We start from the raw sequence: 25,104 nt of genomic DNA, 5'->3' as shown, positions 1-25,104 counted from the left end.
CTATTGAAGAATTTAACAATCAAATTAATTACAAAAATGTAGCTTAACTTAATGTGCAGTTTTTATTTGCATATCCAGACCCTGATTTTTTAATAAATGCTCTTGCAGACAAAAATATAGAAAATGTAGATGGTTGGTGTGCAAATCATCACTGTGTAAGTGCAGTTAGTTTATATTTTTTAGTAATTTCTGATAAATTTCCTAACATCAAAAACAAACTTTTAGAAAATTTCAAACAATTAAATTTAGAAAACATTAGTGCTTATTGGTGGTCGGATAACATTTATACTTTGTATTATTTGTTTTTGAGTTATCAAAAATTGAACTTAAAAAATGAAATGGAGCAAATTCAAAATTTTATTTCGCTTAAGGTAGAAAATGGTTTTTACAAAGATACTTATGGTATAAATTTATTTTTCACGGCTTTAGCATTAGAAATTTTAACCTTTAATAAATCCTACAAAGAATTAAATTCAAAAATTGCTGATTATTTGATTAACAATCAGTTTGAAGATGGTTCGTGGCAAGAAAGTAACAGTTTGTGTATTCCAAGACCTAATGAGATAAATCCAATTAATGAAAATTATGAAGTACAAACTTTTGGAATTGGTGTTTGTTCACATGAATTTAATAGATTATTTACAACTATTTCAGCATTAAGAAGCCTTTATATATGGAAAAATCAAAACTAATTCCTGTTTGTTCAATTGATTTATCAATTTCAAAGTTTGATCAAGAAAGTTATTACATTCATCAAACAAAATTTGATTATAGATTAAAACTTTCTCAAGAAAGTCACGATTTACTTTTATTAGCAAATGGTACAAACACTTTAGAAAACATAAAGAATTTAGTAAATGATAGTGAAGTTGATATTGATTTTTTAGAAGATTTTTATTTTAAAAATTTAGCCAAATATGGCATAATCGAAAACAAAGATATTGATGTTCAGCCAATTGGCAAACCAAGTTATTTAAAATTGAGTTTTATTGTTTTACCAGCAAAAGTTGTGGATTTAATAACACCTTATTTAAAATTTCTTTTTGTTCCTCAACTAATGTATTCGTTTTTAGGATTAATTCTTATTTTTTTATCAATTATAACTTTTCAATATTACAACACTTTAATTTCTTACGATTTAACGCAAATTAATTGGTTGTACTTTGGTTTACTAGGCTTTATTAGCGTAACATTTCATGAATTTGGTCATGCAAGTTCCGCAAAATATTTTGGAGCAAAACATGGCGGAATTGGTGGCGGATTTTATCTTTTTACACCTGTATATTTTGCAGATGTTTCTGATATTTGGAAATTATCAAGATTCAAACGAATTATTGTAAATCTTTCTGGTATTTATTTTGAATCTATAATGTCTTGTCTTTACATTGTTTTCGGGTTAGTTGCAAATATTGAAATGTTTGTAATCATTGGTATATTTCTTTTTTTTCATTCACTATGGAATTTAAACCCGTTTTTAAGAAATGATGGTTATTGGGTTTTGTCTGATGGTTTAAATTATCCCAACTTATCTAAAAACAGTTTACTTCTTTTAAAAGATTTTATATTGTCTTTTTTTAAAAAAACTACATTTATTTATTCAGTTAAAAACATTTTTTTAATTCTATATGCTTTTGTTAATCAATCATTTGTATTCATTTTTCTTTATTTTTCTATAAAAAATTACGGTCTTGATTTACTCACTTTTCCTTATGATTTTGTAATATATATTAAAAACGTCATCAATAATATAGTTGAATTTAATATAAAAAATATATTTCACTTTTTTATTCCGTTTTTGTTTTATTACATTCTGATAAACTATTTAAAAAGTATAATTTTAAATTTAGTGAAAAGAAGAAAATTAGTGCAAAAATAAGCACTGCACTCAACAGCTTCGTTGCGTGCGCAGCACGAACAATGAAACTCCGGTTGAACGGACCCGATCGCGCCGATATACCACAATAGTGAGCAAACAATACAAATAACACAAAAAATGTCGACAAAGTATAAAGCCACAACAACTGAAGACGCTTATTTTATTACGATAACTACAATGGGTTGGGTAGATATTTTTACACGATTAAATCAAAAACAAATTATTATACAAGCGTTACACTATTGTCAAGATCAAAAGGGCTTAGAAATTTATGGATATTGTATTATGCACAGCCATATTCATCTGCTTTGCAAAGCAACAAACGGTTTTATATTATCCGATGTGATGCGTGATTTTAAAAAATATACATCTAAAAAAATTATTCAGACTGTTATTGAAGAACCGGAAAGCAGGAGAGAATGGATGTTGGATTATTTTAAAAAAGCTTGTCAGCATTTAAAACAAGAACAACAATACAAAGTTTGGCAAAATGGCTATCATGCAGAACATATTTACAGTAATAAATTTATTAGACAAAAAATGGATTACATACACAACAATCCTGTAAATGAAAAAATTGTAACGATGCCGGAAGATTATTATTTCAGTTCTGCAAGAAATTATGCTGCATTAGAAAATGAATTAGAGGTGATTTTATTAGATTTATTTTAGTTGCCAATTGAAATGGGCACAGTTTGCAAAACTGCGCTAACGATTCTCTGTAAATAATAGCGATTGGATTTATTAAATTTAATTTAGTTGCCAATTGAAATGGGCACAGTTTGCAAAACTGCGCTAACGATTCTCTGTAAAGAACATTCATGTTATTACCAATAGTTTTTGAAACAATTAATAAGTGCTACTACATTGGTCAAAGCAACTGTCTAAAGGTGACACAATACAATTGAAAAATAAATGGGCATCCCAAAAGTAATGTTAAAAGGAAACGTTACTGCCAAAGCCATGGGTAAAAATATTCCTGGATTCGCCTTTGGAACGGCTATTTTCATTGCTGCCGGAACCGCAATATAAGAAGCACTGGCCGCTAAGACAGCAAAAATAAAACGATTCCCAACATCATCGGTAACGAATTGACTTAAGAAAGCCACAATACACCCGTTGATCAATGGGAAAACAATAGCAAAAAAGACGCTAAACCAGCCACTTTTGAAAAAATCATTTAATTTTCGTCCACTAACAATTCCCATGTCCAGTAAAAATAAAGCCAAAAACCCTTTGAAAATATCAGTAGTAAACGGCTTAATTCCTAAAGCCTGTTGCTCACTGGCCAAAAACCCAATAACCAAACTACCTAGAATCAAGAGCACGCTTCCATTAGTAAATGAATGTTTGATAATCGTGGTCATCTTCGTTTTTTGAACTTTTTCCTTACTAAATAATCGGATTAAAATCACTCCGATAATGATTGCAGGAGCTTCCATCAGCGCCATAACAGCAACCATGTGGCCGCTAAAATTGTAATTTTGAATTTCTAAAAAAGAGATGGCCGTTACAAAGGTAACTGCACTCACGGATCCATAAGCTGCAGCAATGGCGCCCGAATTCTCAATGCTAAACTTTTTCTTTAAAATAAAAAAAGTATATAATGGAATTAATACCGCAATCGATACTCCAAAAACGATCGACCAAAGTATGTCTAGAGTAAAGTGACTGTGAGCTAATTCCTGTCCACCTTTAAAACCAATCGAAAAAAGAAGGTACAGCGATATAAATTTAGAGGTATTCTCCGGAATTTCTAAATCACTTTTGACATAGACGGCTATAATTCCCAACACAAAAAACAACAAGGCAGGATTAGTTAAATTATCCAGTAATAAACTAAGATTCATATTTTAATTATTTTAAAATTATTTTATACATTTTGATTATCTTATCTTTTCAAATCGCAATCTTTTTCCTTTTATATCTGTCTTCACAAGTCCTTTTTCATACACCAAATTTCCATTTACAAAAGTTGAACTGATGCTGCTTTTAAAAACCTGTCCTACAAAAGGAGACCATTTGCATTTATATAAAAGAGAGTCTGGAGTTACTTCCTGTTTTTTATTTAAATCAACTAAAACTAAATCGGCAAAATAGCCCTCTCGTATATAGCCTCGTTCTTTTATTCTGTAAATTTCGGCTACATTATGGCTCATTTTCTCCACTACTTTCTCCAACGGAATTTCATCACGATGAAATAATTCTAACATTGCTAAAAGAGCATGTTGTACTAATGGTCCGCCGGAATGCGCCTGAAAATAATTCCCTGCTTTTTCGGCAACAGTATGAGGAGCATGATCCGTTGCAATAATATCTATTGAATTATTGAGCAAATACTGCAGTAAACCTTTTCTATCTTGCTCTGTTTTTATGGAGGGATTCCATTTGATCTTGGAGCCCAGTCTTTCATAATCGGCATCCGAAAACCAAAGATGATGTACACATGCCTCGGCTGTGATTCGTTTTTCTCTGATCGGTGTATGATTATCAAATAATTTGGCTTCCGCCAAAGTTGAAATATGAAAGAGATGCAAGCGTGTTTGGTGTTTTTTAGCAATTTTCAATACTCGTTCAGTTGCTTTTAGGCAAACTTCCTCATCCCGAATAAGAGAATGATAAAAAAAAGGAATTTCAGTTCCGTAAATTAGTTTATAATCCTCCGTATTCTTTTTTATCAGTGAATCATCTTCGCTGTGCAAAGCTACCAAGGTATCGGTTCTTGAAAAAAGTTGCTCCAAAAATTCTGGATAGTTGGCTAAAATTCCCTCGTCATTATTAAAATAAAGCCCATCATCCGTAATTCCACATACATTTTCGGCATTTGTTTTTAAAGCTTCTTCCAAGTTGTTTTTTGAAATCCCCATAAAAAACGAATAATTAGCAATTGATTTTTCCGCCGCCATCTTGTATTTTTCTTCTAATAACTCTTGAGTCAGCGTATTGGGAATCGTGTTGGGCATATCCATAAAGGAGGTGATGCCGCCAGCCACAGCGGCAACCGACTCTGAAAAAATAGTGCCTTTATGTGTTAGTCCCGGATCTCTAAAATGAACCTGATCATCAATTACACCCGGAAGCAGATAAAGTCCTGTTGCATCAATTTCGATATATTTTTTTGCAGGATTTAGTCCAATTGATGGTGCTATCTTTTCAATTCTTTCTCCTGAAATCAGAAGATCTAAATTAAGTATTTGTCCTTCATTGACCACTTTTGCATTTCTTATGATGGTATCCATATTTTATTTTTTGGTGGCTCTTTTTAAACGATCGTTTATCGTTTTGCCTAAACCCACATCTGGAAATCGTTCCGCTATAATGCAGTCGAGATGGCACTTATCTAATCTATGCAAGGCAGCATACAATTGCGATGCGGCTTCTGCTAAATTGCCTGTTGTCGATAGAATTTCCTGTTGTACAATTTTTGGATCATCAATCCCTTTTTGGAATACTAAAACTCCAATTTTTTGATCCGGAAACATTTTTAGCTTCTCCGTCACATCAGCTGTCAAAAAAGTCGTCGTCGAAGGCGCATAGTGCTTAGAAAACATACCTGGTGCCGCTGGAGCAATATCATCATGGGTAATCATTTTTACCGGCCCAACAATTGCTTCAATATCCTCTACAGCCAAAGAACCCAAGCGATATAAAATAGGCTCCCCATTTTCAAATCCGATGATCGTTGACTCTATTCCCCTTTGACAAGCTCCACCATCCAAAACCATTGGTAACACCTCTTCAAAATAGTCAGCAACATGTATTGCTGTAGTGGGACTAAGAGAGCCAAACGGATTAGCACTCGGAGCCGCTAGAGGATAGGCTAACTGATTCAGCAGGGCTAAGGCTACTGGGTGATTTGGAACTCTGATCGCTACGGTATCTTTACCACCGGTAACCAAATCCGGAATGGAAATTTGCTTTTTTAAAACCAAAGTTAAAGGTCCCGGCCAGAAAGCTTTTGCTAACAAGTTCGCTTTTTCAGGAATGTCTCTCGCTATTTCAGAAAGGACAGTTGCCGATTTTATATGAACAATTAACGGATTAAAAAACGGACGTTTTTTAATCGAAAATATACGCTCTACCGCCTTTGAGCTGTAAATATTGGCGGCTAAACCATAAACCGTTTCGGTAGGAATTCCTATGGTTTGCTCCTGATTTAAAAGCGCAACAGCTTTTGGAATCGAACTACTGATTACACTCATATCTTATGGATTACAGGAATCGCAGAATCCTGGTTCTTCGGTTATTTTTTGATGGGGATACATTTTTTCGGAACTAAAACAACACTTTTTACAACTATAAATAAAACTCAAGGTAGATCGTGTGGGCGCTGAACACCATGAACAAGGCAAGCCCTGTTTCGCATCTATCACACAAAAACCCGGTGCTTTACAGCTTGGGCATTCCGTTTTTATAGTTTCCAATAATTTTTGCGCCGCTACTTTTATCACACCCATACGAGTGGGGTTGTACAGCGCACGCATATCAGTTTCAGCATAAACACTCCCATATTTGTTCACAAGGTGCTGAAAAGTATCTTCCAATTCACCTTTTGTGGTAATCCCTTTAACTAGTGTTGTTAGATCATCAGGCTTGCTTCGCAAAATTATGGCATGGGCAGGAAATTGAATCTTATTTGCAAAATCCAAGAGCATTTCTTTACTAGAAATATTTTCTCCATAAAAATTAGTCTCCAAACTGAGTTCTCTGGCAATGATTTCTAAGTCGTTTTTTTTATCGATAAAAATTAAAAACTCATCATCGGCCTGGGCAAAAAAGATAGAAGGATGTGAACCAAAAGAGCCTTCGCTGGCAATAGCCAAATCGCAGTCAAATTCTTCCATTGCCGCCAAACATTTAGCCCTGACGGTTTCAACTGCCGTATTTTTCCGCTCCACTTCACCTGAAAAAGTGCCGAAAATATCCGAATCATAACTTTCAGGAACAAAACAGTGAACACCTAATCCTTTTTCAAAAATTGGAGCAATCACTTTTTCTTTGTGATGCTTGGTGGCAATGAGTAATTGTCTACCCTCAAACATTCAATTCAGTTTTTACTTTAGGACACAGTACAATTTGAATTACACTGTCAATTTTCAGTTCCAAATCCTTTGACGACGCTTCTTTGATGAGTTCCTTGATGTATTCAGAGGCTTCTAAAAGAGTTTCAAGCCTTATTTTTGAATGCGAACAGTCTTCATCAAATCGAATTTGATTGCTAAATTTTTCTAAATTATGATAATTAATCTTATTGTTGATTAACGAAAACAGTACTTTTCCTGCTTCTGATGGTGCAAACTGACCTTCAACTAGCTTAAATTGATATTCTTTTTCCATAATACTTTATAATGAAATTTTATTTTTTTGTAATGTGTAGATCGTGAAAAATATTCCCAAACCTAGAAACAGTGTGAAAAATAAGTTATTAGGTGCTACGATTGTCAATAGTATTCCACCAATCAACCAAACTATTCCAAAGACCAAACTAATTTTTTTATTTTTATTTTTCATAGGGACTAATTTTTTTTACTACTTAATGGAGCGTGTTAGGAATAACTCACCTTATTAAATTCTTTAAAGGAAACAGCACATTTAGTGAAAGAGTACCAATTAAATAAAGGAGAAGTTAACGCATTTCTTACTGTCCTTGACCCAATGAAAAAGCCATTTTCCCGTCAAATTTATATAAATTTTCAGTTTTGATGCTATCGATATTATGGTCGATGCATTGCTGCAATAATCCAATGATCTCCTCTTTGTTAACTAGTACTCCATCCTCAGCTTTGAAACGGCATCTCCAGTGATCTGTACAAAAGGTTTGTTTAAATCCTTCGGGCCAAACTTTGATTCCTCTATTGGAAATCATATTCAGTTTTAGATTTTCAGTCCCTATATTTTTTAGAATTTCGGCTAGCGAATTAGGATCGGTTCCATTCCAATGCACAAATACATCGTGACCTACCAATTCTTTTTTTGCAGCTGGTCTTCTCTTATATTTCGGGAGATCTAAGGCTTGAACATTTTTATAATCTACAGCAGGAAGCTGTTTTGGTTTTTGCCCTAAATTTAGGATTACTGCGTCGGCAAATTCTGAAGTCCCTACTTTTGCAGTGCTTACGCCTTCTTTGAAGATATCATAGGTATGTATTCCGTCTTCAAGCGTTTTCAGCCATGCATTTTGTACTTTACTAGCCACTTCGTTTTGCCCAATATGATTCAGCATCATTACTGCTCCTTGTAATAATCCCGACGGATTCGCAACATTTTGTCCGGCTCTTCTGGGTGCAGATCCGTGAATTGCTTCAAACATTGCACATTCTTCTCCAATATTTGCTGAGCCTGCCAGCCCCACAGAACCGGCAATTTGTGCAGCGATATCAGAAATCACGTCACCGTATAAATTTAAGGTTACAATAACATCAAAATTCTCTGGTGTATCGCTCATTTTTGCAGCACCAATATCTATAATCCAGTGCTCGTTTTCAATTTCAGGATACTCTCTCGCTAACTCATCAAACACTTCATGGAATAATCCGTCCGTCTGCTTCATGATGTTGTCTTTTGTGAAACAAGTTACCTTCTTTCTTCCATACTGTTTGGCATATTCAAAAGCATAGCGGACAATTTTTTCACAGCCTGGACGACTAATGATTTTCAAACACTGCACAACTTCATCCGTTTGCTGATGTTCTATTCCCGCATATAAATCTTCTTCATTTTCACGAACAATGACAATATCCATTTTTGGATGTTTTGTTTCCACAAAAGGGTGCAAACTCATACATGGTCTAACATTAGAATATAATCCTAAGAATTTTCTAGTGGTAACATTCAAGCTTTTATAACCACCACCTTGCGGAGTAGTAATTGGAGCTTTGAGAAATATTCTATTGTTTATTATAGAATCCCAAGATGACTTTTCAATTCCGGAGGTATTGCCTTTTAAATACACTTTTTCACCTACTTCAATTTCATCGAATTCGATTTGTGCGCCCGCTGCCTTAATAATTTTCAAAGTAGCATCCATTATTTCAGGTCCTATTCCGTCTCCTTTTGCTATTGTTATTCTTTGCATATCTTTTTGTTTATTTTTTTTTTACAAAAGTAAAACCGGCTATCCATATATTTTTATTTATATTTGTAATACAAAACATAAAAATTATTTATGAATTATACACTACACCAGCTGCATGTCTTTTTAAAAATTACCCAAAATAAAAGCATCACTAAAGCCGCAATGGAACTGCACCTTACACAACCCGCAGTATCCATTCAATTAAAAAATTTTCAAGATCAATTTGATGTACCGTTAACAGAAGTAATCGGAAGAAAGCTGTTTGTTACTGATTTTGGCAAAGAAATCGCCATGGCTGCAGAAAAAATTCTAAATGAAGTGCATGCAATCAATTATAAAACAATGGCATTCAAGGGACAACTGACAGGACGATTAAAAATTTCTGTCGTATCAACCGGGAAATATGTAATTCCCTATTTTTTATCTGATTTTTTGAAACAAAATCAAGGTGTCGAATTGATTCTGGATGTGACCAATAAAACTAAAGTGTTGAAAAACTTAGAAAGAAATGAAGTAGATTTTTCTCTGGTTTCCGTGTTACCAGAAACCCTGCAAATCGAGAAAGTGGAGCTTATGCCTAATTCCCTTTTCCTAGTTGCTAATAGTGATCAAAAAATGGGAAAAGGAATTCAAGAAAAAAAAATCATAGAAACCTTACCCATCATCTATCGCGAGCAAGGATCAGGAACAAGATATGTGATGGAAAAATTTATAGAACAGAATCAATTAACAGTTTCAAAAAAAATGGTGCTGACCGGAAATGAAGCGGTAAAACAAGCTGTACTGGCTGGACTCGGATGCTCGATCATGCCTTTAATTGGTATAAAAAACGAACTTAATAATAGAGACCTACAAATTATTCCGGTAAAAGGCTTGCCTATTCAATCCAACTGGAATTTAATTTGGTTAAAAGGCAAAAAGTTTTCACCTGTAGCCGATGCCTATTTAAAATTTATTCAAGAAGAAAAAACTAGAATCATCGAACAAACCTTTAACTGGATTACACTTTAAAAATTTAAGTCAGTAAAGGAAAACTCCTCTTATTCATTGCAATACTAAAATGCATCAAAAGATTAGCGATCTTTGCCTTTAAAATGATTCTATTAAATTATGATTTTACAAATAGAAACTCCAGCATTACTTTTTAGCGCAACTTCGTTGATTTTATTGGCGTATACCAACCGGTTTTTGGCTAATGCTGCAATCATAAGAGGATTAAAAAAAACCTACCACGAAAAGCAAAATGATGTAATTTAATTGGAAATCAAAAACCTGAATTTATGGTTGACTCTGATATTATCTACCAATTCACACCTTATAACTAGGAACTAAACCCTATCTTTGCCCGCTTTTTAAAATTAAAAAAATGATAAAAAATAGTATCTTAAAAGGAGTTTTCTTAGTTGGTCTCGGTGCAACGAGTTACGGAATGCTGGCTACTTTTGTAAAGATAGCCTACGGTCAAGGCTACACCACTCCCGAAGTTACCGTTGCCCAATTTGTATATGGAATCATGGGAATGCTGCTGATCAATATGTTTCAAAAAGCTAAGAAAGGAAAAACCGTTATAAAAGCATCCCAAAAAAACATCACTCAGCTGATGCTTGCCGGAACTTCTTTAGGATTTACGAGTATCTTTTATTATTTGGCAGTAAAATACATTCCTGTTTCTATTGCGATTGTTTTATTGATGCAAACCGTCTGGATGGGTGTTTTATTCGAAATGATTTTAGAAAAAAAAATTCCTTCTACTCAAAAAATAGTTTCCGTATTTATTGTCTTAACCGGAACTATCCTTGCTACCAATGTCTTCGAGAATAGTATCGTTTTAGACTGGCGCGGTATAGCTTTAGGGCTTTTAGCAGCAGCTTCTTTTACTACAACTATGTTTACCGCTAATCGTGTGGCAACTCATATTTCCTCGGCACAACGCAGTTTATTCATGTTGTTGGGAGGTGCTGTCATCGTGACCTTTTTTGCAATCTCAACACAAACTACTCCTTTTAACTTTGAAATTTTCATGAAATGGGGAATCATTTTAGCCCTTTTCGGAACCATAATTCCACCTTTATTGTTGAATGCCGGTTTTCCGCTGACTGGAATCGGACTGGGAAGTATTGTTTCGGCACTGGAACTTCCCGTATCGGTACTTATGGCATATCTCTTATTGAATGAGCAGGTAAACCTGATCCAATGGCTTGGCATTATTTTAATTATTTTAGCAATTATCATAATGAATGTAAACCTGAAGCGAACCTCCTAATTGCAGTTTCAATCCATTTGCACTGATTTTAATAAAATTTTTATAAATTCGTATTAAATAACTTTACTATGAATTTACCTTGGCATTTATATGTGATGGCTTTCGTCTACTTTATCGCAGGATTAAACCATTTCAGGAATCCCAGACTGTACTTGAAAATCATTCCTTCGTACTTTCCAAATCCAAAATTATTAAATTACATCAGTGGTTTAGCAGAAATATTTCTGGGAATTTCGCTTTGTATTCCGTTACTTTCCAACTATGCCGCTTGGGGGGTGATCGCTTTGTTGATTGCTATTTTTCCAACACATTTGTATATGTATTTTGATGAAAAAGCAAGAATGGGTCTGCCAAAATGGGCCTTACTATTGCGAATGCCGCTGCAATTATTTTTAATTTACTGGGCGTACCAATATACTTAATCTCGTGAAATCACTTTTCGAATCCACATCAGAACCTGTATTTATTGACTTGCCAGATGCGGAGATCATCTACTATCCTCATTTTTTTGACCAAGAACAAGCCGATATTATTTTTGCCGAATTAATGCAAGATATCCCTTGGCAACAAGACGATATTCGTGTATACGGGAAAATTCATCCGCAGCCTCGTTTGACGGCTTTATTTGGAAACGAAGGAAAACCTTACTCGTATTCGAATATAACGATGCAGCCACATCCTTGGAATTTGCTTTTGCAAAAGCTAAAATCTCAAGTCGAAAAAAGTGCTGATACTACTTTTACAACCGTCTTACTCAACCAATATCGCGACGGAAAAGACAGCAACGGCTGGCATGCTGACAACGAAAAAGAATTAGGAATCAATCCCATAATTGCGTCGTTGAGTTTTGGTGCCCAACGAACCTTTCAGCTCAAACATAATTTAGATAAAGACCTAAAAAAAACTATCCTACTGGAACATGGAAGTTTGTTGCTGATGAAAGGAACGACACAACATTTCTGGAAACACCAGATTCCAAAAACCACAAAACCTATTGGCCCCAGAATAAATGGCACTTTCCGGGTAATCAAATAATTACTTTCATGAAAAATTATTAAATTTGGAATAAATATCTGAATTATGAATGATATCATTACTTATTTTTCTACCATTCCATCGTCACACCGAAGTTTAATTCTTGTGGGCGGAATCACTTTTTTCTGGCTGATCGAAAATGCTTTTCCGCTTTTTAACTTCACCTATAAAAAATGGCATCACGCCGGCATCAATATTTTTATGACCTTCACGACTATTGCTGTCAATTTTTGCCTAGCTTTTATTTTATTAAAAGCGGCTGACTGGACAATTGCTACAAATTTTGGAATTTTACAATGGCTTCCTGAAATGCCGCTATGGCTTTACGCCCTTATTGGATTGCTTTTATTGGATTTAATAGGCGCTTATCTGGTGCATCTAGTCGAACATAAAACCAAGTTCCTGTGGCGTTTTCATTTGATTCATCATACAGACACCTGGATTGACACCACAACCGCCAATAGACACCATCCGGGAGAAAGTGTGATCCGATTTACATTTACCGCTTTGGGTGTTTTAATCATTGGAAGCCCCATGTGGATGGTTTTTCTATACCAAACATTATCTGTAGTAGCAACGCAATTCAATCATGCTAACATTTCACTTCCTAAAAAAATAGATACTATTATGAGCTATTTTATCGTATCGCCAGACATGCACAAAGTACACCACCATCATGTTTTGCCCTATACCGATAGTAATTATGGCAATATATTTTCAATCTGGGATCGGTTATTTGGCACATTTATGACACTTCCAAAAGAAGAAATTATTTACGGAATTGATACCCATCCTAATCCTGAGGAACACAATGCATTAAAAAATTTATTGAAAATACCGTTTCAAAAACAGCCATTAAAGAAAAAAAATTAAAAAAATTAAAAAAAATCATCTTTTGAGAAAAAGTAATTATAATTTTTCTTAATATTGAATGAAATTAAAAAATTTAATTTAATAATCATTAACACCTATTTGAATTAATTTTCACGTGATGAAAAAGAGTAACCGCAAAGAATTGAACTGGGAGCAAACAGAAAAACTTGTTACAATGGCTTTAGAAGAAAAAAATCCTTTTGAAATCATTAAAAAAGAATTTGGTTTGGCCGAAAAAGAGATCCTAGAGATAATGAAGAAGAAGATGCCGGCAGAAAAATTTGAAATGTGGAAAAAGAAAGCTACCGCAAATAAACCAAAACCAAAACCCATAAAAGTGGATGATTTTGACGAAGACTTAGACGGTAAATATTACATAAAAAACAAACTAGATTAAAATAAAACTCCTGATATTCGGGAGTTTTCTGTTTTAAAACAGCAGTCTCAACTCATACATTTATGGTTTCAGTAACATCAAACGAAAACGAATTTATTTTTGATATTCTAGGAAGTCATACATTTTGGGCTTTCGAAAATAAGATTCGTGTACCGAAAGATAAAATAATCCGAGCGTATCAAAGCAACGATGAATTTACATTTTGGATCGGCTGGAAAATGCCAGGCACCCAATTACCATGGGTTATAACTGCTGGCACTTATATCAAAAAAGGAAAACGCAACTTTTGGGACGTTTGCAATAAAAAAAATGCAATTATTGTTGAACTCAAAGATTCCTATTACAATAAACTAATTATTGAAGTCGAAAATCCGGAAGAAACAATAAACGAATTAAATGCGAAATAAAATGAAAAAATTACTACTCGTACTCCTGATCTCGTGTTCAATACTCTGCCATTCACAAACAAAAACAGCAATTCAATCTTTTAATAAGGATGAAGTTACTATAAATCCATTGTTAAATGGGTCGTTGTACTCTCCTTTAAAACAAAACAAAAAGACGAATCTTGTCATCCTTATTGCAGGTTCAGGCCCTACAGACAGGGACGGCAATCAAAAAGGACTCCCCAATAATTCCCTGAAATATTTATCCGAAGAATTAACTAAAAATGATATTGCCGTCTTTAGCTATGATAAAAGAATCCTTGCTCAAATGAAGAGTGGAACGGTAAATGAAGCTACCCTTACTTTTGATGATTTCATCACTGACGCAACCACCGTTTTGCTGTTTTTTAAAAATCAAAAAAAGTACAACAAAATAATAATTGCCGGACACAGCGAAGGTTCCTTAATAGGAATGATTGCTGCCAATGGCAAAGCGGATGCTTTTATTTCATTAGCTGGAGCCGGAAGAACCATTGATGCCGTTCTGGTGGAACAAATAGCAAAGCAAGCCCCTTACCTCAAAGAAGAAGTTCAGAAAAACCTGGACATTCTTAAAAACGGAGAAACTTTCGAGTTAAAAAACCCCATGTTAGCTTCCCTTTTTAGAGCAAGCATCCAGCCCTATATGATTTCATGGATAAAATACAATCCGCAAATTGAAATTGCAAAGTTAAAAATACCCGTACTACTGCTAAACGGAACTGCAGATTTACAGGTGTCAGTTGCTGAAGCAGAACTGTTAAAAAAAGCCAAACCGGAAGCAAAGCTAGTTCTGATCGAGAAAATGAATCATATTTTCAAAGAGATAAATGGAGATGATTCTGTAAATATGAAATCCTATTCTAATCCGGACTTACCCATTGCTCCAAAAGTGGTGACAGCAATAACTGGCTTTATAAAATCGTTATAAGGGGTAACAATTCCCTCTTGTAAAAGACCTATACAATAAACAAAAAACAATACAAATGAAAAAAATATTTTTTGCAATAGCATTTGCTACTCTTCTTTGGAGCTGTAAAACTGTTGGCACTTCAGCAAATGTTTCAAAATCAATTACCGATGTAGTACACGTAGCAATCAACTTAAATGACGTTAAAGAAGACAAAGTAATGGTTACGATTACCGCACCAAAAATTAGCACTGATGAAGTCACTTACAGCATTCCTAAAATTGTCCCTGGCACCTACTCTATTGATGATTATGGAAAATACATTGAAGATCTAAAAGCTTTTGACAATAAGGGCAATATACTTCCGGTTAACAAAACGGATGACAACACCTGGAATATCAAGAATGCCAAAACTGTCACTAAAATAACCTATTGGGTTAACGACACATTTGATACTGAAAAGGGAAGCGGCTTTGGCAAGAATGATATTTTCTCTCCTGCCGGAACAAATATAGATGCAGGAGTCAATTTCATGCTAAACACGCATGGTTTTGTGGGCTATTTTCAAGACAAAAAAGACCTTGCTTATACGGTAAATATAGCCCATCCGGAAACACTTTGGGGAGCAACTTCCATGACAGATCAAGACGCAAGTACTACAAATGATGTATTTACAACAGCTCGTTATGCTCAATTAGTTGAAAATCCAATTATGTATGCTAAACCGGACTACACTACTTTTACTGTAGACGGTATGGAAATATTGATCAGTGTTTTTTCGCCTACCGGAAAAGTAACTGCTGAAAGTATTACTCCACAGATGAAAACCATGATGACTGCTCAAAAAACATTTTTAGGAAAAATAAACGCTACCAAAAAATATACCGTCTTGTTGTATTTATCAAGCATGAAAGATACTGATGCAAAGGGATTTGGAGCCTTAGAACACCCTACAGCCACTACAGTGGTTTTACCGGAAATGATGCCAAAAGAAGAATTGGTCCAATCAATGAAAGATGTAGTTTCGCATGAATTTTTTCATATCGTAACTCCTTTAACCATTCATTCTAAAGAAATTCACTATTTTGATTACAACACGCCTAAAATGTCAGAACATTTATGGCTGTACGAAGGGGTGACGGAATATTTTGCCAATCTTTTTCAGATTAATCAAGGATTAATTACAGAAGAGGAATTTTATACGCGTATGTCTGAAAAAATTGCACATGCAAATGCAATGAATGACACGATGCCTTTCACAACGATGAGCGCAAATGTGTTGACTGAACCTTACAAAGCCCAATACTTGAACGTATATGAAAAAGGAGCTCTTATTGGAATGTGTCTGGATATCATTATCAGAGAAAAAAGCAACGGAGAAAGAGGAATCCTTGATTTGATGCAAAAGTTATCAAATGAATATGGCGCTTCAAAACCGTTTAATGACAAGGACCTTTTTGCAAAAATAACTTCATTTACCTACCCTGAAGTAGGGACTTTTTTAACAACTTATGTTTCCGGACCAACACCAATACCGTATGAAACGTACTTAGCTAAAGTAGGCATCACAAAAGCTATGGCAAAAGTACCTGGTAATGTGTTCTTAAAAGGACAATCCCCGTACATAACCGTGAACCAACAAACAAAGGAAATTATCGTAATTCCAACTATAGAACTAAACGATTTTTATACCACTTTAGAGCTAAAAGGAGGCGACATCATCATCTCTATAAATGAAAAACCTTATTCATTAGACAATATTTATGAAATGATTGCTGAAAGTCAAAACTGGAAAGAGAACGATACAATCACAATTAAGATAAAACGGGATGGAAAAGAACAAATAATCAAAGGAAAAGTTACACTTCCTTACGAAGAAAAAGAAGTTCTTAAAGCCACTGATACGTCCAAAACCGTTTTAAAAGAAGCCTGGTTAAAAGCTTAAATTGATAATTTAATGAGGAACATCTCAATTTAGAAATAAATTGGGATTTTTTTTGATAAATTTGAATGTGTTAGCAAAATCATTCCAACAATTTTCTTTATTTTGCGCCAAAATCTAAACACTAATCAAATCGCCAGGATTCTATCCCGAGATATCAGGACAAATCATAAAAAATGACGATGCCATGTCCTAAAAAACAAATTTTAACTTCACATGAAAAAAACTATTCTAGCATTTATCACTTTAATCCTTTTATCGTCCTGTAATAAGGAGGAACCTGGAGGGAATGTACACATTACCGGAAATATTAAAGGATTAAAAAAAGGAACTTTATACATCCAAAGAGTCGTTGATACAATGCTGGTTGCAATTGACACGATTCATATTGACGGAAGCGCCGTTTTTGAAAGTCACTTAGATCTAAAATCACCTGAAATGCTATACTTGTTTCTAGACAGAGGCGTGAGTAATTCCATGGACAACAACCTGCCTTTCTTTGCTGAGCCGGGAAAAATAACTATTGAAACCAGTTTAGATCGCTACTTATCTGATGCTACAATTACAGGTTCTAAAAACAATGAAATCTTTGAAGAATTTAAAAAAATAAACAGCCGCTTCACCGATGAAAGTCTTATTTTAATAGAAAAAAAATTCAATGCAGTAAAAAGTCAAAACATAAAAACCATTGATAGCATAGGAGCAAAACAGGATTCTAACTTGAAAAGAAAATACTTATTTGCCACAAATTTCGCTCTAAACAATAGAAACTACGAAGTGGCACCTTATATTGCCTTATCCCAGATTTACGACATCAACATAAAATACTTAGATACGATTCAAAAATCAATGTCTCCTAAAGTGGCAAAATCTCTTTATGGAAAGCAATTAACAGAGTATGTAGCAACAATCAAAAAACAGCAATAATCATACAAATTAAGAGAAGTACTATTAGAACCTCCTCGTATTCTATCCTGAGTAGTGTTTTTTCATAATTTATGTTCTAAAAAAAAATGAAACAAAAACCATCTTGTTAAGGCAAGATGGTTTTTTGTTTTATAATTACAGTCCGATTAACATTCCGCAACAGGCTGAATCAAAGCAATTTTAGAACCTAAAAACACACTATAGCGCACTAGAAGTTATTCCAGCAACAATCATTCCTACAAATAGTAAAAGATAAAGAGAGAAAACAACCAGAGTCATAATTCCAATGTATTTATAATGTGACTTTAGGTATTCTAACGAAGCAGTCAAGGCATCTGAATCATTGTTTTGGAATGCTGCTTTGGCATTTGAAGCAAACTTATTCAAGTAATATACTGGAAAAAAATAAAGAATGGCTATCAAAAAGTATACAAAAGCCATTACAAACCCAAAAGAAGATCCCATCATTCCCATAGCAGGATTCACCTTAGCCATAGCAGAGAATAGCGTTCCGGCGAATAAAGCGGCAAAAATAATAAACCCAATTCCGATGTAACCAAGAATGGACAAAAAATAGGCCCACTTTGCGGTTTCTTTCAAAAAGCCCTTAGCAGAGGCGCTAAGTTTCATTTCGAAACTTTCAATCACTGAATGCTCTTCCATATGTATTTGTTTTTTTGTTAGAACCCAAATTTAACAAAAAAAATTATGAAAAGCATTAAATAGGAATCAATTGTCATGTCCCCAAAAACAAAAAACCATCCCGCTTAAGACGGAATGGTTTTATCAAAGAGCCGGCGGAGGGACTCGAACCCACGACCTGCTGATTACAAATCAGCTGCTCTAGCCAACTGAGCTACGCTGGCGACTCATTACGGGTGCAAATATAGGTCTGAATTTCTGTTTTCCAAAACAAATTCAAACTTTTTTTGCTTTTTTTTTGACTACAATTCGTTGATTTTAGCAATCAATTGATTAGCAGTTTGTTCCAATTCAACATTAATTTGTTTGAAGTGTGCTTTTTTATTTTCTACTTTTTTAACATTTACCTTTGTGATTAAAGTGTCAAAAGCAGCAATCGCTTCGTCAATTAAAGCATTCGTTTCTGTTGTTGGTTTTCCTGTTGTAGAAATTTCGAACAAGTAAACTGCTTCAATAATATCTCCTAAAACGTAGTTGATGTCTTTTTTTAAATTCTTAATGTTTGCCATTTTTATTTTTTTAAAATTTGAATTTTAATTTGCGTCTGCAAAAGTACACATAATCTTTCTATTACCGACTATGAAATGTAAATTTCTAAAATTGAAGCTTTTCCATTGATAATGAATGCATGCATGGCAGCAGGAATCAAAACGGTATCTCCCTTTTTATATTCTAGTTTTGAATTGTCAAATTCTATTTCAAATGCTCCTTCCACACACATATATACGGTAAAGCTTTCTCCAGATTTAGAAACTGAAATAGCTCCATCTAGCGGGATAAAGTTAGTGGTAAAGTAAGGACAATCAACCACTGGATTAGACTCATTGCTATTCTTAGAGTATTCTTTTTTAGTTTCAACTGTGTTGTAATTGATCGCTTCCAATGCCAAATCCACATGCAATTCTCTGGTATTCCCATTCGTGTCTACTCGATCAAAATCATACAATCGATACGTAATATCCGAAGTTTGTTGAATCTCGGCCACCATTAACCCAGCACCAATAGCGTGAACAGTGCCGGTTTCCAGAAAGAAAACATCTCCTGCTTGTACTTTTATATCGTCCAGAATAGAGAGCAGGGTTTTATTTTTTAGGTTTTCTAAATAGGCTTCGGGATTCGACTTTTCTTTGAAACCTACAATAATTCGGGCGTTATCATCTGCTTGCAAGATATACCACATTTCTGTTTTACCAAAAGAATTGTGGCGTTTTTTTGCTAAGGCATCATTAGGATGTACTTGAATAGACAAATCTTGACGGGCATCTAAATATTTAAAAAGCAATGGAAATTGCTTTCCAAAGCGATTATAAACCGCTGTTCCTAGGATTTTCTCAGGAAACTCATTAATAATATCTGTCAATGCACTGCCTTTCCAATCTCCGTGAGCCACAATACTGACATCTCCTGCTACAGTCGATAACTCCCAACTTTCGCCAATATGCGTTGAGGCAATGGGTTTATTAAGTATTGTTTTTAATTTTTCACCACCCCAGATTCTTTCTTTCAAAATGGGTTCAAACTGTAAGGGATAAAATGTCATGTAACTATTTTTTTTTGAGTCCCAAATGTAAACAAATCAATATTGTTTTCCACCAAAATAGGTTTCCATTTACAGGAGTCCGTTAAACTACCGAAAAAAGTATAAATTAATTCCAATCAGAAAGGTAGCAAATCACATCTTGTAATTGATTATACTAATTTTTTAATGGCTTCAAGTGCTTTAGGAATATGTTTTGTTGCCAGAATACTGTCAAAAATCATTTGTACTACTCCGTTTTTATCCGTTACATAAGTCACTCGTCCTGGAAGCAACCCGAACATTCCAGAGGGAACCCCAAAAAGTTTTCTTATTTTTTTATCAGAATCGGACAAGAGAATAAAAGGCAGTTTGAATTGTTTGCTGAATTTTTGATGTGAGGCAACGCTATCGCTGCTAATCCCTATCACTTCTGCACCCAAATCCTTAAAATCTTCGTATTGATCCCTAAAACTACAGGCTTGCGCAGTACATCCAGGCGAATTATCTTTAGGATAAAAATAAATTACAAGCGGTTTTTGGCCTACTACGTTTCCACTGTCAAAATCAGTTCCATTGGTGTCTTTCGCCATGAAATGGGGAATAGTATCTCCTACTTTTAGCTCCATTATTCTCCTTTATAAGTTACAAAATTCCGAGGTGTTTCGTATAAAACCACTTCTAATTCAAACTCTGCCTTGATTCTTTTTCTAATTTTATTCCAAATGACTACTACAATATTTTCAGCTGTTGGATTCAAATCCTGAAACTCCGGAACATCCAAGTTCAGATTTTTATGATCAAACTGATGCTCAACTTCCTCTTTAATAATATCACTCAGAAATTTCACATCCATTACATAACCCGTTTCCGGATCAATTTCCCCAGTCACACTTACTATCAGTTCATAGTTATGCCCGTGGAAATTTGGATTGTTGCACTTGCCAAAAACGGCATCATTTTGTTCAAAAGTCCAATCTTTCCTATGCAATCTGTGAGCCGCATTGAAATGGGCTTTTCGTGAAATAGTCACTTTCATAAAACGTATAAATTAGGGGTTATCTGTGCTCGAGTTCAGAGACAAAGGGCTTTTATGTTCTTCCAGAAAATAATAAAACTCGTCAAAAATTATTTTGAACCAAACGGTGTATAAGGCCGGCTGCAATTCCATATCCATTTTAACATCCTCAATTTTCATCCATTTCCAGTCTTCCACTTCCTCCGGATTGATGACCGGTGCGTCGTTATAATAGCCAATCATCACATGATCGAGTTCATGCTCCGTCAAGCCATTATCAAACGGCGCTTTATAAATAAAATGAAAAAGTTCTTTGAGTTCTGTTTTAAAACCCATTTCCTCAAATAGCCTTCGGTTTCCCGCCTGAATATTTGTTTCTCCCTCGCGTTGATGACTGCAACATGTATTAGTCCACAATAACGGGGAATGGTATTTTTGACCTGCCCGCTGCTGCAGCATGATTTCATTCGTACTGTTTAGAACAAAAACTGAAAAGGCACGATGCAGAACTGCTTTTTCATGCGCTTCAAGCTTAGGCATCAGCCCTATCTGCTCATCATTTTCATTAACTAAGATTACATTTTCTTCTAACATGTGGATTTATAATTAGGTCAAAAATACAAAAAAAGAACGGGTATCTATACCGTTTTTGAATTTGTGAAAAGTTTAACGAGTGTTGAATACCCTAATATTCTAATTTTATATTCTTTGTATTAGTCTTCTAATTTACAATTTAGCGTGGGTAAGACCCGCAAAACTAAAAGGCTGTTTTTTTCGTAAATATAGAGGAATCAAAAACTTAAATAAAAGAAAATTCAATTGCAAAGTAGCCGACATTTTAAAATAAAAAGCGCTTTACATTTGTACTGTAAATAAAAAAAAGATGAAAACAAAAAACCAATTCGTAAGTGTATTATTTTTAACCTCTTTATTCATGTTCACTGCCTGTGCACAAACAACAAAGAAACAAGATCCTATAAAAAAAACTGTCACAATGAAAAACACAATTGAAAAACCTGGAAACCCATATTACTCCAATACGGATACTGCAAAACTCAAAATAAGTAATGCCGAATGGAAAAAAGTTCTACCCGAAGATGTCTATGAAGTAACTCGTAATGCGGATACGGAAAGACCTTTCACAGGAAAATTCTGGAATACAGATGACAAGGGGACTTATTATTGTGCCGCCTGTGGCAACAAATTATTTCGTTCCGGCGCCAAATTTTCCAGCACTTGCGGCTGGCCAAGCTTTTTCGAACAAGACAATAAAAACAGTGTGGTTTATAAAACCGATAATTCACTGGGAATGGAAAGAACTGAAGCGCTCTGCGGAAGATGTAACGGTCACTTAGGTCATCTTTTTGATGACGGACCGGAACCAACCAAAAAAAGATACTGCATGAATTCAATCGCACTGGACTTTATACCTGATACCAAATAACATGAAAAAATTATTTTTAGTATGTATTTTAACGACCAGTAGCTTGTTTGCGCAAGGTCAAACACCAAAGCAATCCAATCTTGAATCCATTACTTTAGCCGGTGGATGTTACTGGTGTGTTGAGGCCGTTTATGAGAATCTCATTGGAGTACAATCGGTAATCTCAGGATATGCAGGCGGCAAAAATACCAATCCTACCTATGAAGATGTGTCAACTGGAAGATCGGGTTATGCAGAAGTGGTAAAAATTACCTATGACAAAAACGTAACGAATCTAGATGAGATTTTCAAAGTCTTTTTTACGGTACATGACCCAACGACACTTAACCGGCAAGGTGCCGATGTAGGAACACAATACCGTTCCGCCATTTTTTATAAAAATGAAGCACAAAAAAAATCAGCGCAAACGATAATCAACGCAATGAAAAAGGCCAAGATTTATGATAGTCCGATAGTAACAACACTAGAACCGTTGACTAAATTTTACAAAGCAGAAGATTACCATCAAAATTACTACGCCAACAATAAGAACCAACCCTATTGTCAAATGGTAATTCAACCTAAAATGGAGAAATTCGAAAAGCTTTTTAAAAACCGATTGAAGAAACAAAAATAAAAGAGTAAGAATACCGTCTTGTTTGAAATAACAAGACGGTTTTTTTATATCCTACTCAAAAAAAAGACACTTTACACCCCTATTTAAAATTAATGCCAGACGAAATAATTTTGCTATATTTGTTTCTAACTGACCTTCTTTAGAATCGAAACAGCTGTGTTTTTAACTAAAATAAAGGCTGTTTAGCAACCAAATTTTACACTACCAACTAATGAAAAAAATTATTCTTTTTGCTGGCTTATGCTCCTTCTCCTTTTTTGCTACTGCACAAAATTCCGTTCTTAAAGCCACGGTTGCCCAAAAAGCAGCCTCCTTAGAATCTAAAGTCAGTACCTGGCGGAGAGACTTTCACCAAAACCCTGAATTAGGCAATAGAGAATTTAAAACTGCCGAAAAAATAGCAACACATTTGCGTTCTTTGGGCATGGAAGTACAAACTGGTGTGGCCAAAACTGGCGTGGTAGGAATTTTAAAAGGCGGAAAACCCGGTCCGGTTGTAGCACTTAGGGCAGATATGGATGCCTTGCCTGTAACAGAAAGAGTCGCCATTCCTTTTGCCTCAAAAGCAATGGGAGAATACAACGGTCAGGAAGTAGGTGTCATGCATGCTTGCGGACATGATTCGCATATAGCCATGCTGATGGGAACTGCTGAAATTCTGGCCGCTATCAAAAGTGAATTAAAAGGAACGGTTAAATTCATTTTTCAACCTGCTGAGGAAGGCGCTCCCGATGGTGAAGAAGGTGGAGCTGCACTAATGGTAAAAGAAGGCGTTCTGGAAAATCCAAAAGTAGATGTGATTTTTGGCTTACACATTAGCGCAGACACCGAAGTCGGCAAAATCAATTACCGTCCAAAAGGAGCGATGGCTTCCTCAGACTGGTTCAAGATAAAAATAAAAGGAAAACAATCACACGGAGCCAGCCCATGGCAATCCGTAGATCCTATTGTTGCGGCTTCCCAAATAATATTGGGATTACAAACTATTGTGAGTCGCAATGTAGATTTAACGGAGTCCGCGGCCGTGGTTAGTGTTGGAAAAATTACATCTGGCGTAAGAAGTAATATTATACCGGAAGAACTTGAAATGGCAGGAACGATTCGGACCCTAGACAAACAAGTTCAGGAAATGATCCATAATAGATTGAAACAAATTACCACCAATATTGCAGAAAGTGCCGGAGCTACTGCCGAGGTGATCATCACTAAACAAACCCTGATTACCTATAACGATCCTATATTGACTGAAAAAATGCTCCCTACATTAGAAACTGTAGCGGGGAAAAACAATGTGGTATTGACTCCTGCAGCAACTGGAGCCGAAGATTTTTCGTACTATCAAGACAAAGTTCCCGGACTTTTCTTTTTCCTGGGTGGAATGCCAAAAGGCAAAAATCCTGCCGAAACAGCCTCACATCATACCCCCGATTTTTATATCGACGAGGGTAGTTTTGTATTAGGAATGAAAGCAATGTCCGACCTAACTATAGATTATATGGAAATGAATGCTAAAAAATAAATTAGTACCTGAATAGACAATTTTAAAAAGTTTTTAAAACTACAACCGAAAAGAAATTTTCGGTTTTTTTACACCTTTGTATGATTCAAAAAAATAATATTCAAATGATTTATTTAAAGCAACTTAACCTGTTTTTTTTTAACGATTTTTAGTAAATTTATGTCTGCATCTTAAAAGTTGATTCTGTCAAGGAAACACTAAACATATTCAAAAGAAATCTCTAGGAAAATTGCCAACTAAAAAGCTGTAAAATGAAAGCACTTGAAACCTATTTTAAATACCAAAAAGGGCGTAGAACCTCGTCTTATAAAAAACGTCTGACTCCTATACTGTTAAAACTTTCCATGAGTTGCGGGTTGAAATCAAGAAACAGAGAGCTTTATTTGAATTGGTTGCCTTTTGTAACAAAAAAATAAGCCAAACAATTTCATCTTATGAGCATAATACATGTAAAAAAAACATCTTAAAAGCATTAAAATCATAGTAACTTCAAAAAGAGAATTGTTGTTTAATAAAATAGATGCAACTTTACCGTACAAGACTCTTTCACACCTATCGGAGACAAA

Annotated in this window: 29 protein-coding genes, 1 tRNA gene and 1 pseudogene; 18 read left to right on the top strand and 13 right to left on the bottom strand. The window is 34.8% G+C overall.

Annotated elements, in window-relative coordinates; translation table 11 throughout:
• The first annotated feature begins 53 nt into the window (after window positions 1–53).
• From EKL96_RS11015 to EKL96_RS11005, 3 genes are all read left to right on the top strand, one after another.
• Entirely contained in the window at window positions 54–692 is a 639-nt protein-coding gene (locus EKL96_RS11015; RefSeq protein WP_126462149.1) for a hypothetical protein, read from the top strand.
• Window positions 674–1,876 (top strand): hypothetical protein, encoded by a 1,203-nt coding sequence (locus tag EKL96_RS11010; RefSeq protein WP_126462146.1) that lies wholly within the window; start codon window positions 674–676, stop codon window positions 1,874–1,876. Before EKL96_RS11015 ends, EKL96_RS11010 begins: the two co-directional genes overlap by 19 nt.
• A 117-nt stretch (window positions 1,877–1,993) precedes the next feature.
• On the top strand, window positions 1,994–2,548 hold the full coding sequence (locus EKL96_RS11005) for an REP-associated tyrosine transposase (RefSeq protein ID WP_126462143.1): 555 nt from the start codon (window positions 1,994–1,996) through the stop codon (window positions 2,546–2,548).
• Window positions 2,549–2,760: 212 nt separating this feature from the next.
• Here the strand turns inward: EKL96_RS11005 and EKL96_RS11000 are convergent, their stop codons facing one another.
• The 6 genes from EKL96_RS11000 to EKL96_RS10975 all read right to left on the bottom strand — a co-directional run bounded on the left by EKL96_RS11000 (window position 2,761) and on the right by EKL96_RS10975 (window position 8,951).
• Window positions 2,761–3,726: a sodium-dependent bicarbonate transport family permease gene (locus EKL96_RS11000; protein WP_126462140.1), complete on the bottom strand. Its 966-nt coding sequence runs from the start codon at window positions 3,724–3,726 to the stop codon at window positions 2,761–2,763.
• A gap of 36 nt (window positions 3,727–3,762) precedes the next feature.
• Window positions 3,763–5,115, bottom strand: coding sequence for a dihydroorotase (locus EKL96_RS10995; RefSeq protein ID WP_126462137.1), 1,353 nt, complete (start codon window positions 5,113–5,115; stop codon window positions 3,763–3,765).
• A 3-nt stretch (window positions 5,116–5,118) separates the two neighbouring features.
• Entirely contained in the window at window positions 5,119–6,078 is a 960-nt protein-coding gene (locus EKL96_RS10990; protein WP_126462134.1) for an L-threonylcarbamoyladenylate synthase, read from the bottom strand.
• 3 nt (window positions 6,079–6,081) lie between these two features.
• Window positions 6,082–6,918, bottom strand: coding sequence for a DUF6671 family protein (locus EKL96_RS10985; protein WP_126462131.1), 837 nt, complete (start codon window positions 6,916–6,918; stop codon window positions 6,082–6,084).
• The gene (locus EKL96_RS10980) at window positions 6,911–7,213 is read right to left on the bottom strand and encodes a hypothetical protein (protein ID WP_126462128.1); all 303 of its coding nucleotides are present in this window, start codon (window positions 7,211–7,213) and stop codon (window positions 6,911–6,913) included. The genes EKL96_RS10985 and EKL96_RS10980 overlap by 8 nt, the downstream gene beginning before the upstream one ends.
• Window positions 7,214–7,514: 301 nt before the next feature.
• A complete protein-coding gene (locus EKL96_RS10975; RefSeq protein ID WP_126453535.1) occupies window positions 7,515–8,951 on the bottom strand; it encodes an NADP-dependent isocitrate dehydrogenase in 1,437 nt (478 codons plus the stop codon).
• A gap of 90 nt (window positions 8,952–9,041) precedes the next feature.
• On the opposite strand from EKL96_RS10975, the gene EKL96_RS10970 reads away from it, so the two are divergent.
• From EKL96_RS10970 to EKL96_RS10920, 11 genes and pseudogenes are all read left to right on the top strand, one after another.
• Window positions 9,042–9,962, top strand: coding sequence for a LysR family transcriptional regulator (locus EKL96_RS10970; RefSeq protein WP_126462125.1), 921 nt, complete (start codon window positions 9,042–9,044; stop codon window positions 9,960–9,962).
• Between the two features lie 99 nt (window positions 9,963–10,061).
• Window positions 10,062–10,205, top strand: a pseudogene (locus EKL96_RS10965) (DUF2721 domain-containing protein); the annotation flags it as partial.
• A gap of 112 nt (window positions 10,206–10,317) precedes the next feature.
• On the top strand, window positions 10,318–11,214 hold the full coding sequence (locus tag EKL96_RS10960; RefSeq protein WP_126462119.1) for a DMT family transporter: 897 nt from the start codon (window positions 10,318–10,320) through the stop codon (window positions 11,212–11,214).
• Between the two features lie 68 nt (window positions 11,215–11,282).
• Window positions 11,283–11,636: a MauE/DoxX family redox-associated membrane protein gene (locus EKL96_RS10955; protein ID WP_126462116.1), complete on the top strand. Its 354-nt coding sequence runs from the start codon at window positions 11,283–11,285 to the stop codon at window positions 11,634–11,636.
• 4 nt (window positions 11,637–11,640) lie between these two features.
• Complete coding sequence (locus EKL96_RS10950) at window positions 11,641–12,249, top strand: alpha-ketoglutarate-dependent dioxygenase AlkB family protein (protein ID WP_126462113.1); 609 nt, start codon at window positions 11,641–11,643, stop codon at window positions 12,247–12,249.
• 45 nt (window positions 12,250–12,294) lie between these two features.
• Window positions 12,295–13,122: a sterol desaturase family protein gene (locus tag EKL96_RS10945; RefSeq protein WP_126462110.1), complete on the top strand. Its 828-nt coding sequence runs from the start codon at window positions 12,295–12,297 to the stop codon at window positions 13,120–13,122.
• A gap of 118 nt (window positions 13,123–13,240) precedes the next feature.
• Window positions 13,241–13,519 (top strand): DUF2805 domain-containing protein, encoded by a 279-nt coding sequence (locus tag EKL96_RS10940; protein WP_126462107.1) that lies wholly within the window; start codon window positions 13,241–13,243, stop codon window positions 13,517–13,519.
• A gap of 62 nt (window positions 13,520–13,581) precedes the next feature.
• Window positions 13,582–13,926 (top strand): hypothetical protein, encoded by a 345-nt coding sequence (locus tag EKL96_RS10935; protein WP_126462104.1) that lies wholly within the window; start codon window positions 13,582–13,584, stop codon window positions 13,924–13,926.
• A gap of 1 nt (window position 13,927) precedes the next feature.
• Window positions 13,928–14,875 (top strand): alpha/beta hydrolase, encoded by a 948-nt coding sequence (locus EKL96_RS10930; protein WP_126462101.1) that lies wholly within the window; start codon window positions 13,928–13,930, stop codon window positions 14,873–14,875.
• Window positions 14,876–14,930: 55 nt separating this feature from the next.
• Window positions 14,931–16,799, top strand: a complete 1,869-nt coding sequence (locus tag EKL96_RS10925; RefSeq protein ID WP_126462098.1) for a peptidase M61 — start codon at window positions 14,931–14,933, stop codon at window positions 16,797–16,799.
• A gap of 213 nt (window positions 16,800–17,012) precedes the next feature.
• Window positions 17,013–17,723: a DUF4369 domain-containing protein gene (locus EKL96_RS10920; RefSeq protein WP_126462095.1), complete on the top strand. Its 711-nt coding sequence runs from the start codon at window positions 17,013–17,015 to the stop codon at window positions 17,721–17,723.
• Window positions 17,724–17,921: 198 nt separating this feature from the next.
• Here EKL96_RS10920 and EKL96_RS10915 read toward each other — a convergent pair whose 3' ends face one another.
• From EKL96_RS10915 to idi, 7 genes are all read right to left on the bottom strand, one after another.
• Window positions 17,922–18,386, bottom strand: coding sequence for a hypothetical protein (locus EKL96_RS10915; RefSeq protein WP_126462092.1), 465 nt, complete (start codon window positions 18,384–18,386; stop codon window positions 17,922–17,924).
• Between the two features lie 129 nt (window positions 18,387–18,515).
• Window positions 18,516–18,589: transfer RNA gene (locus EKL96_RS10910), tRNA-Thr, on the bottom strand.
• A gap of 78 nt (window positions 18,590–18,667) precedes the next feature.
• Entirely contained in the window at window positions 18,668–18,934 is a 267-nt protein-coding gene (locus EKL96_RS10905; protein ID WP_126453511.1) for a hypothetical protein, read from the bottom strand.
• Window positions 18,935–19,002: 68 nt separating this feature from the next.
• On the bottom strand, window positions 19,003–19,965 hold the full coding sequence (locus EKL96_RS10900) for a type I phosphomannose isomerase catalytic subunit (RefSeq protein ID WP_126462089.1): 963 nt from the start codon (window positions 19,963–19,965) through the stop codon (window positions 19,003–19,005).
• 149 nt (window positions 19,966–20,114) lie between these two features.
• On the bottom strand, window positions 20,115–20,570 hold the full coding sequence (locus tag EKL96_RS10895) for a peroxiredoxin (protein ID WP_126462085.1): 456 nt from the start codon (window positions 20,568–20,570) through the stop codon (window positions 20,115–20,117).
• On the bottom strand, window positions 20,570–20,980 hold the full coding sequence (locus EKL96_RS10890; protein WP_126462082.1) for a 6-pyruvoyl trahydropterin synthase family protein: 411 nt from the start codon (window positions 20,978–20,980) through the stop codon (window positions 20,570–20,572). Before EKL96_RS10890 ends, EKL96_RS10895 begins: the two co-directional genes overlap by 1 nt.
• A gap of 12 nt (window positions 20,981–20,992) precedes the next feature.
• Window positions 20,993–21,553: an isopentenyl-diphosphate Delta-isomerase gene (idi, locus tag EKL96_RS10885; protein WP_126462079.1), complete on the bottom strand. Its 561-nt coding sequence runs from the start codon at window positions 21,551–21,553 to the stop codon at window positions 20,993–20,995.
• A gap of 289 nt (window positions 21,554–21,842) precedes the next feature.
• Here idi and msrB point away from each other — a divergent pair, with 289 nt between their 5' ends.
• The 4 genes from msrB (at window position 21,843) to EKL96_RS14220 (ending at window position 24,954) form a co-directional block, all read left to right on the top strand.
• A complete protein-coding gene (msrB, locus tag EKL96_RS10880; protein WP_126462076.1) occupies window positions 21,843–22,403 on the top strand; it encodes a peptide-methionine (R)-S-oxide reductase MsrB in 561 nt (186 codons plus the stop codon).
• A gap of 1 nt (window position 22,404) precedes the next feature.
• Window positions 22,405–23,019 (top strand): peptide-methionine (S)-S-oxide reductase MsrA, encoded by a 615-nt coding sequence (gene msrA / locus EKL96_RS10875; protein WP_126462073.1) that lies wholly within the window; start codon window positions 22,405–22,407, stop codon window positions 23,017–23,019.
• A 211-nt stretch (window positions 23,020–23,230) separates the two neighbouring features.
• Window positions 23,231–24,538, top strand: a complete 1,308-nt coding sequence (locus EKL96_RS10870; RefSeq protein WP_126462070.1) for an amidohydrolase — start codon at window positions 23,231–23,233, stop codon at window positions 24,536–24,538.
• A gap of 251 nt (window positions 24,539–24,789) precedes the next feature.
• On the top strand, window positions 24,790–24,954 hold the full coding sequence (locus EKL96_RS14220; protein ID WP_156063255.1) for a hypothetical protein: 165 nt from the start codon (window positions 24,790–24,792) through the stop codon (window positions 24,952–24,954).
• Window positions 24,955–25,104: the final 150 nt, after the last annotated feature.

The organism is Flavobacterium sp. LS1R10 (genome assembly GCF_003968825.1).
Taxonomy (GTDB): Bacteria; Bacteroidota; Bacteroidia; order Flavobacteriales; family Flavobacteriaceae; genus Flavobacterium.
This window is presented reverse-complemented; position numbering and strand designations above follow the sequence as displayed.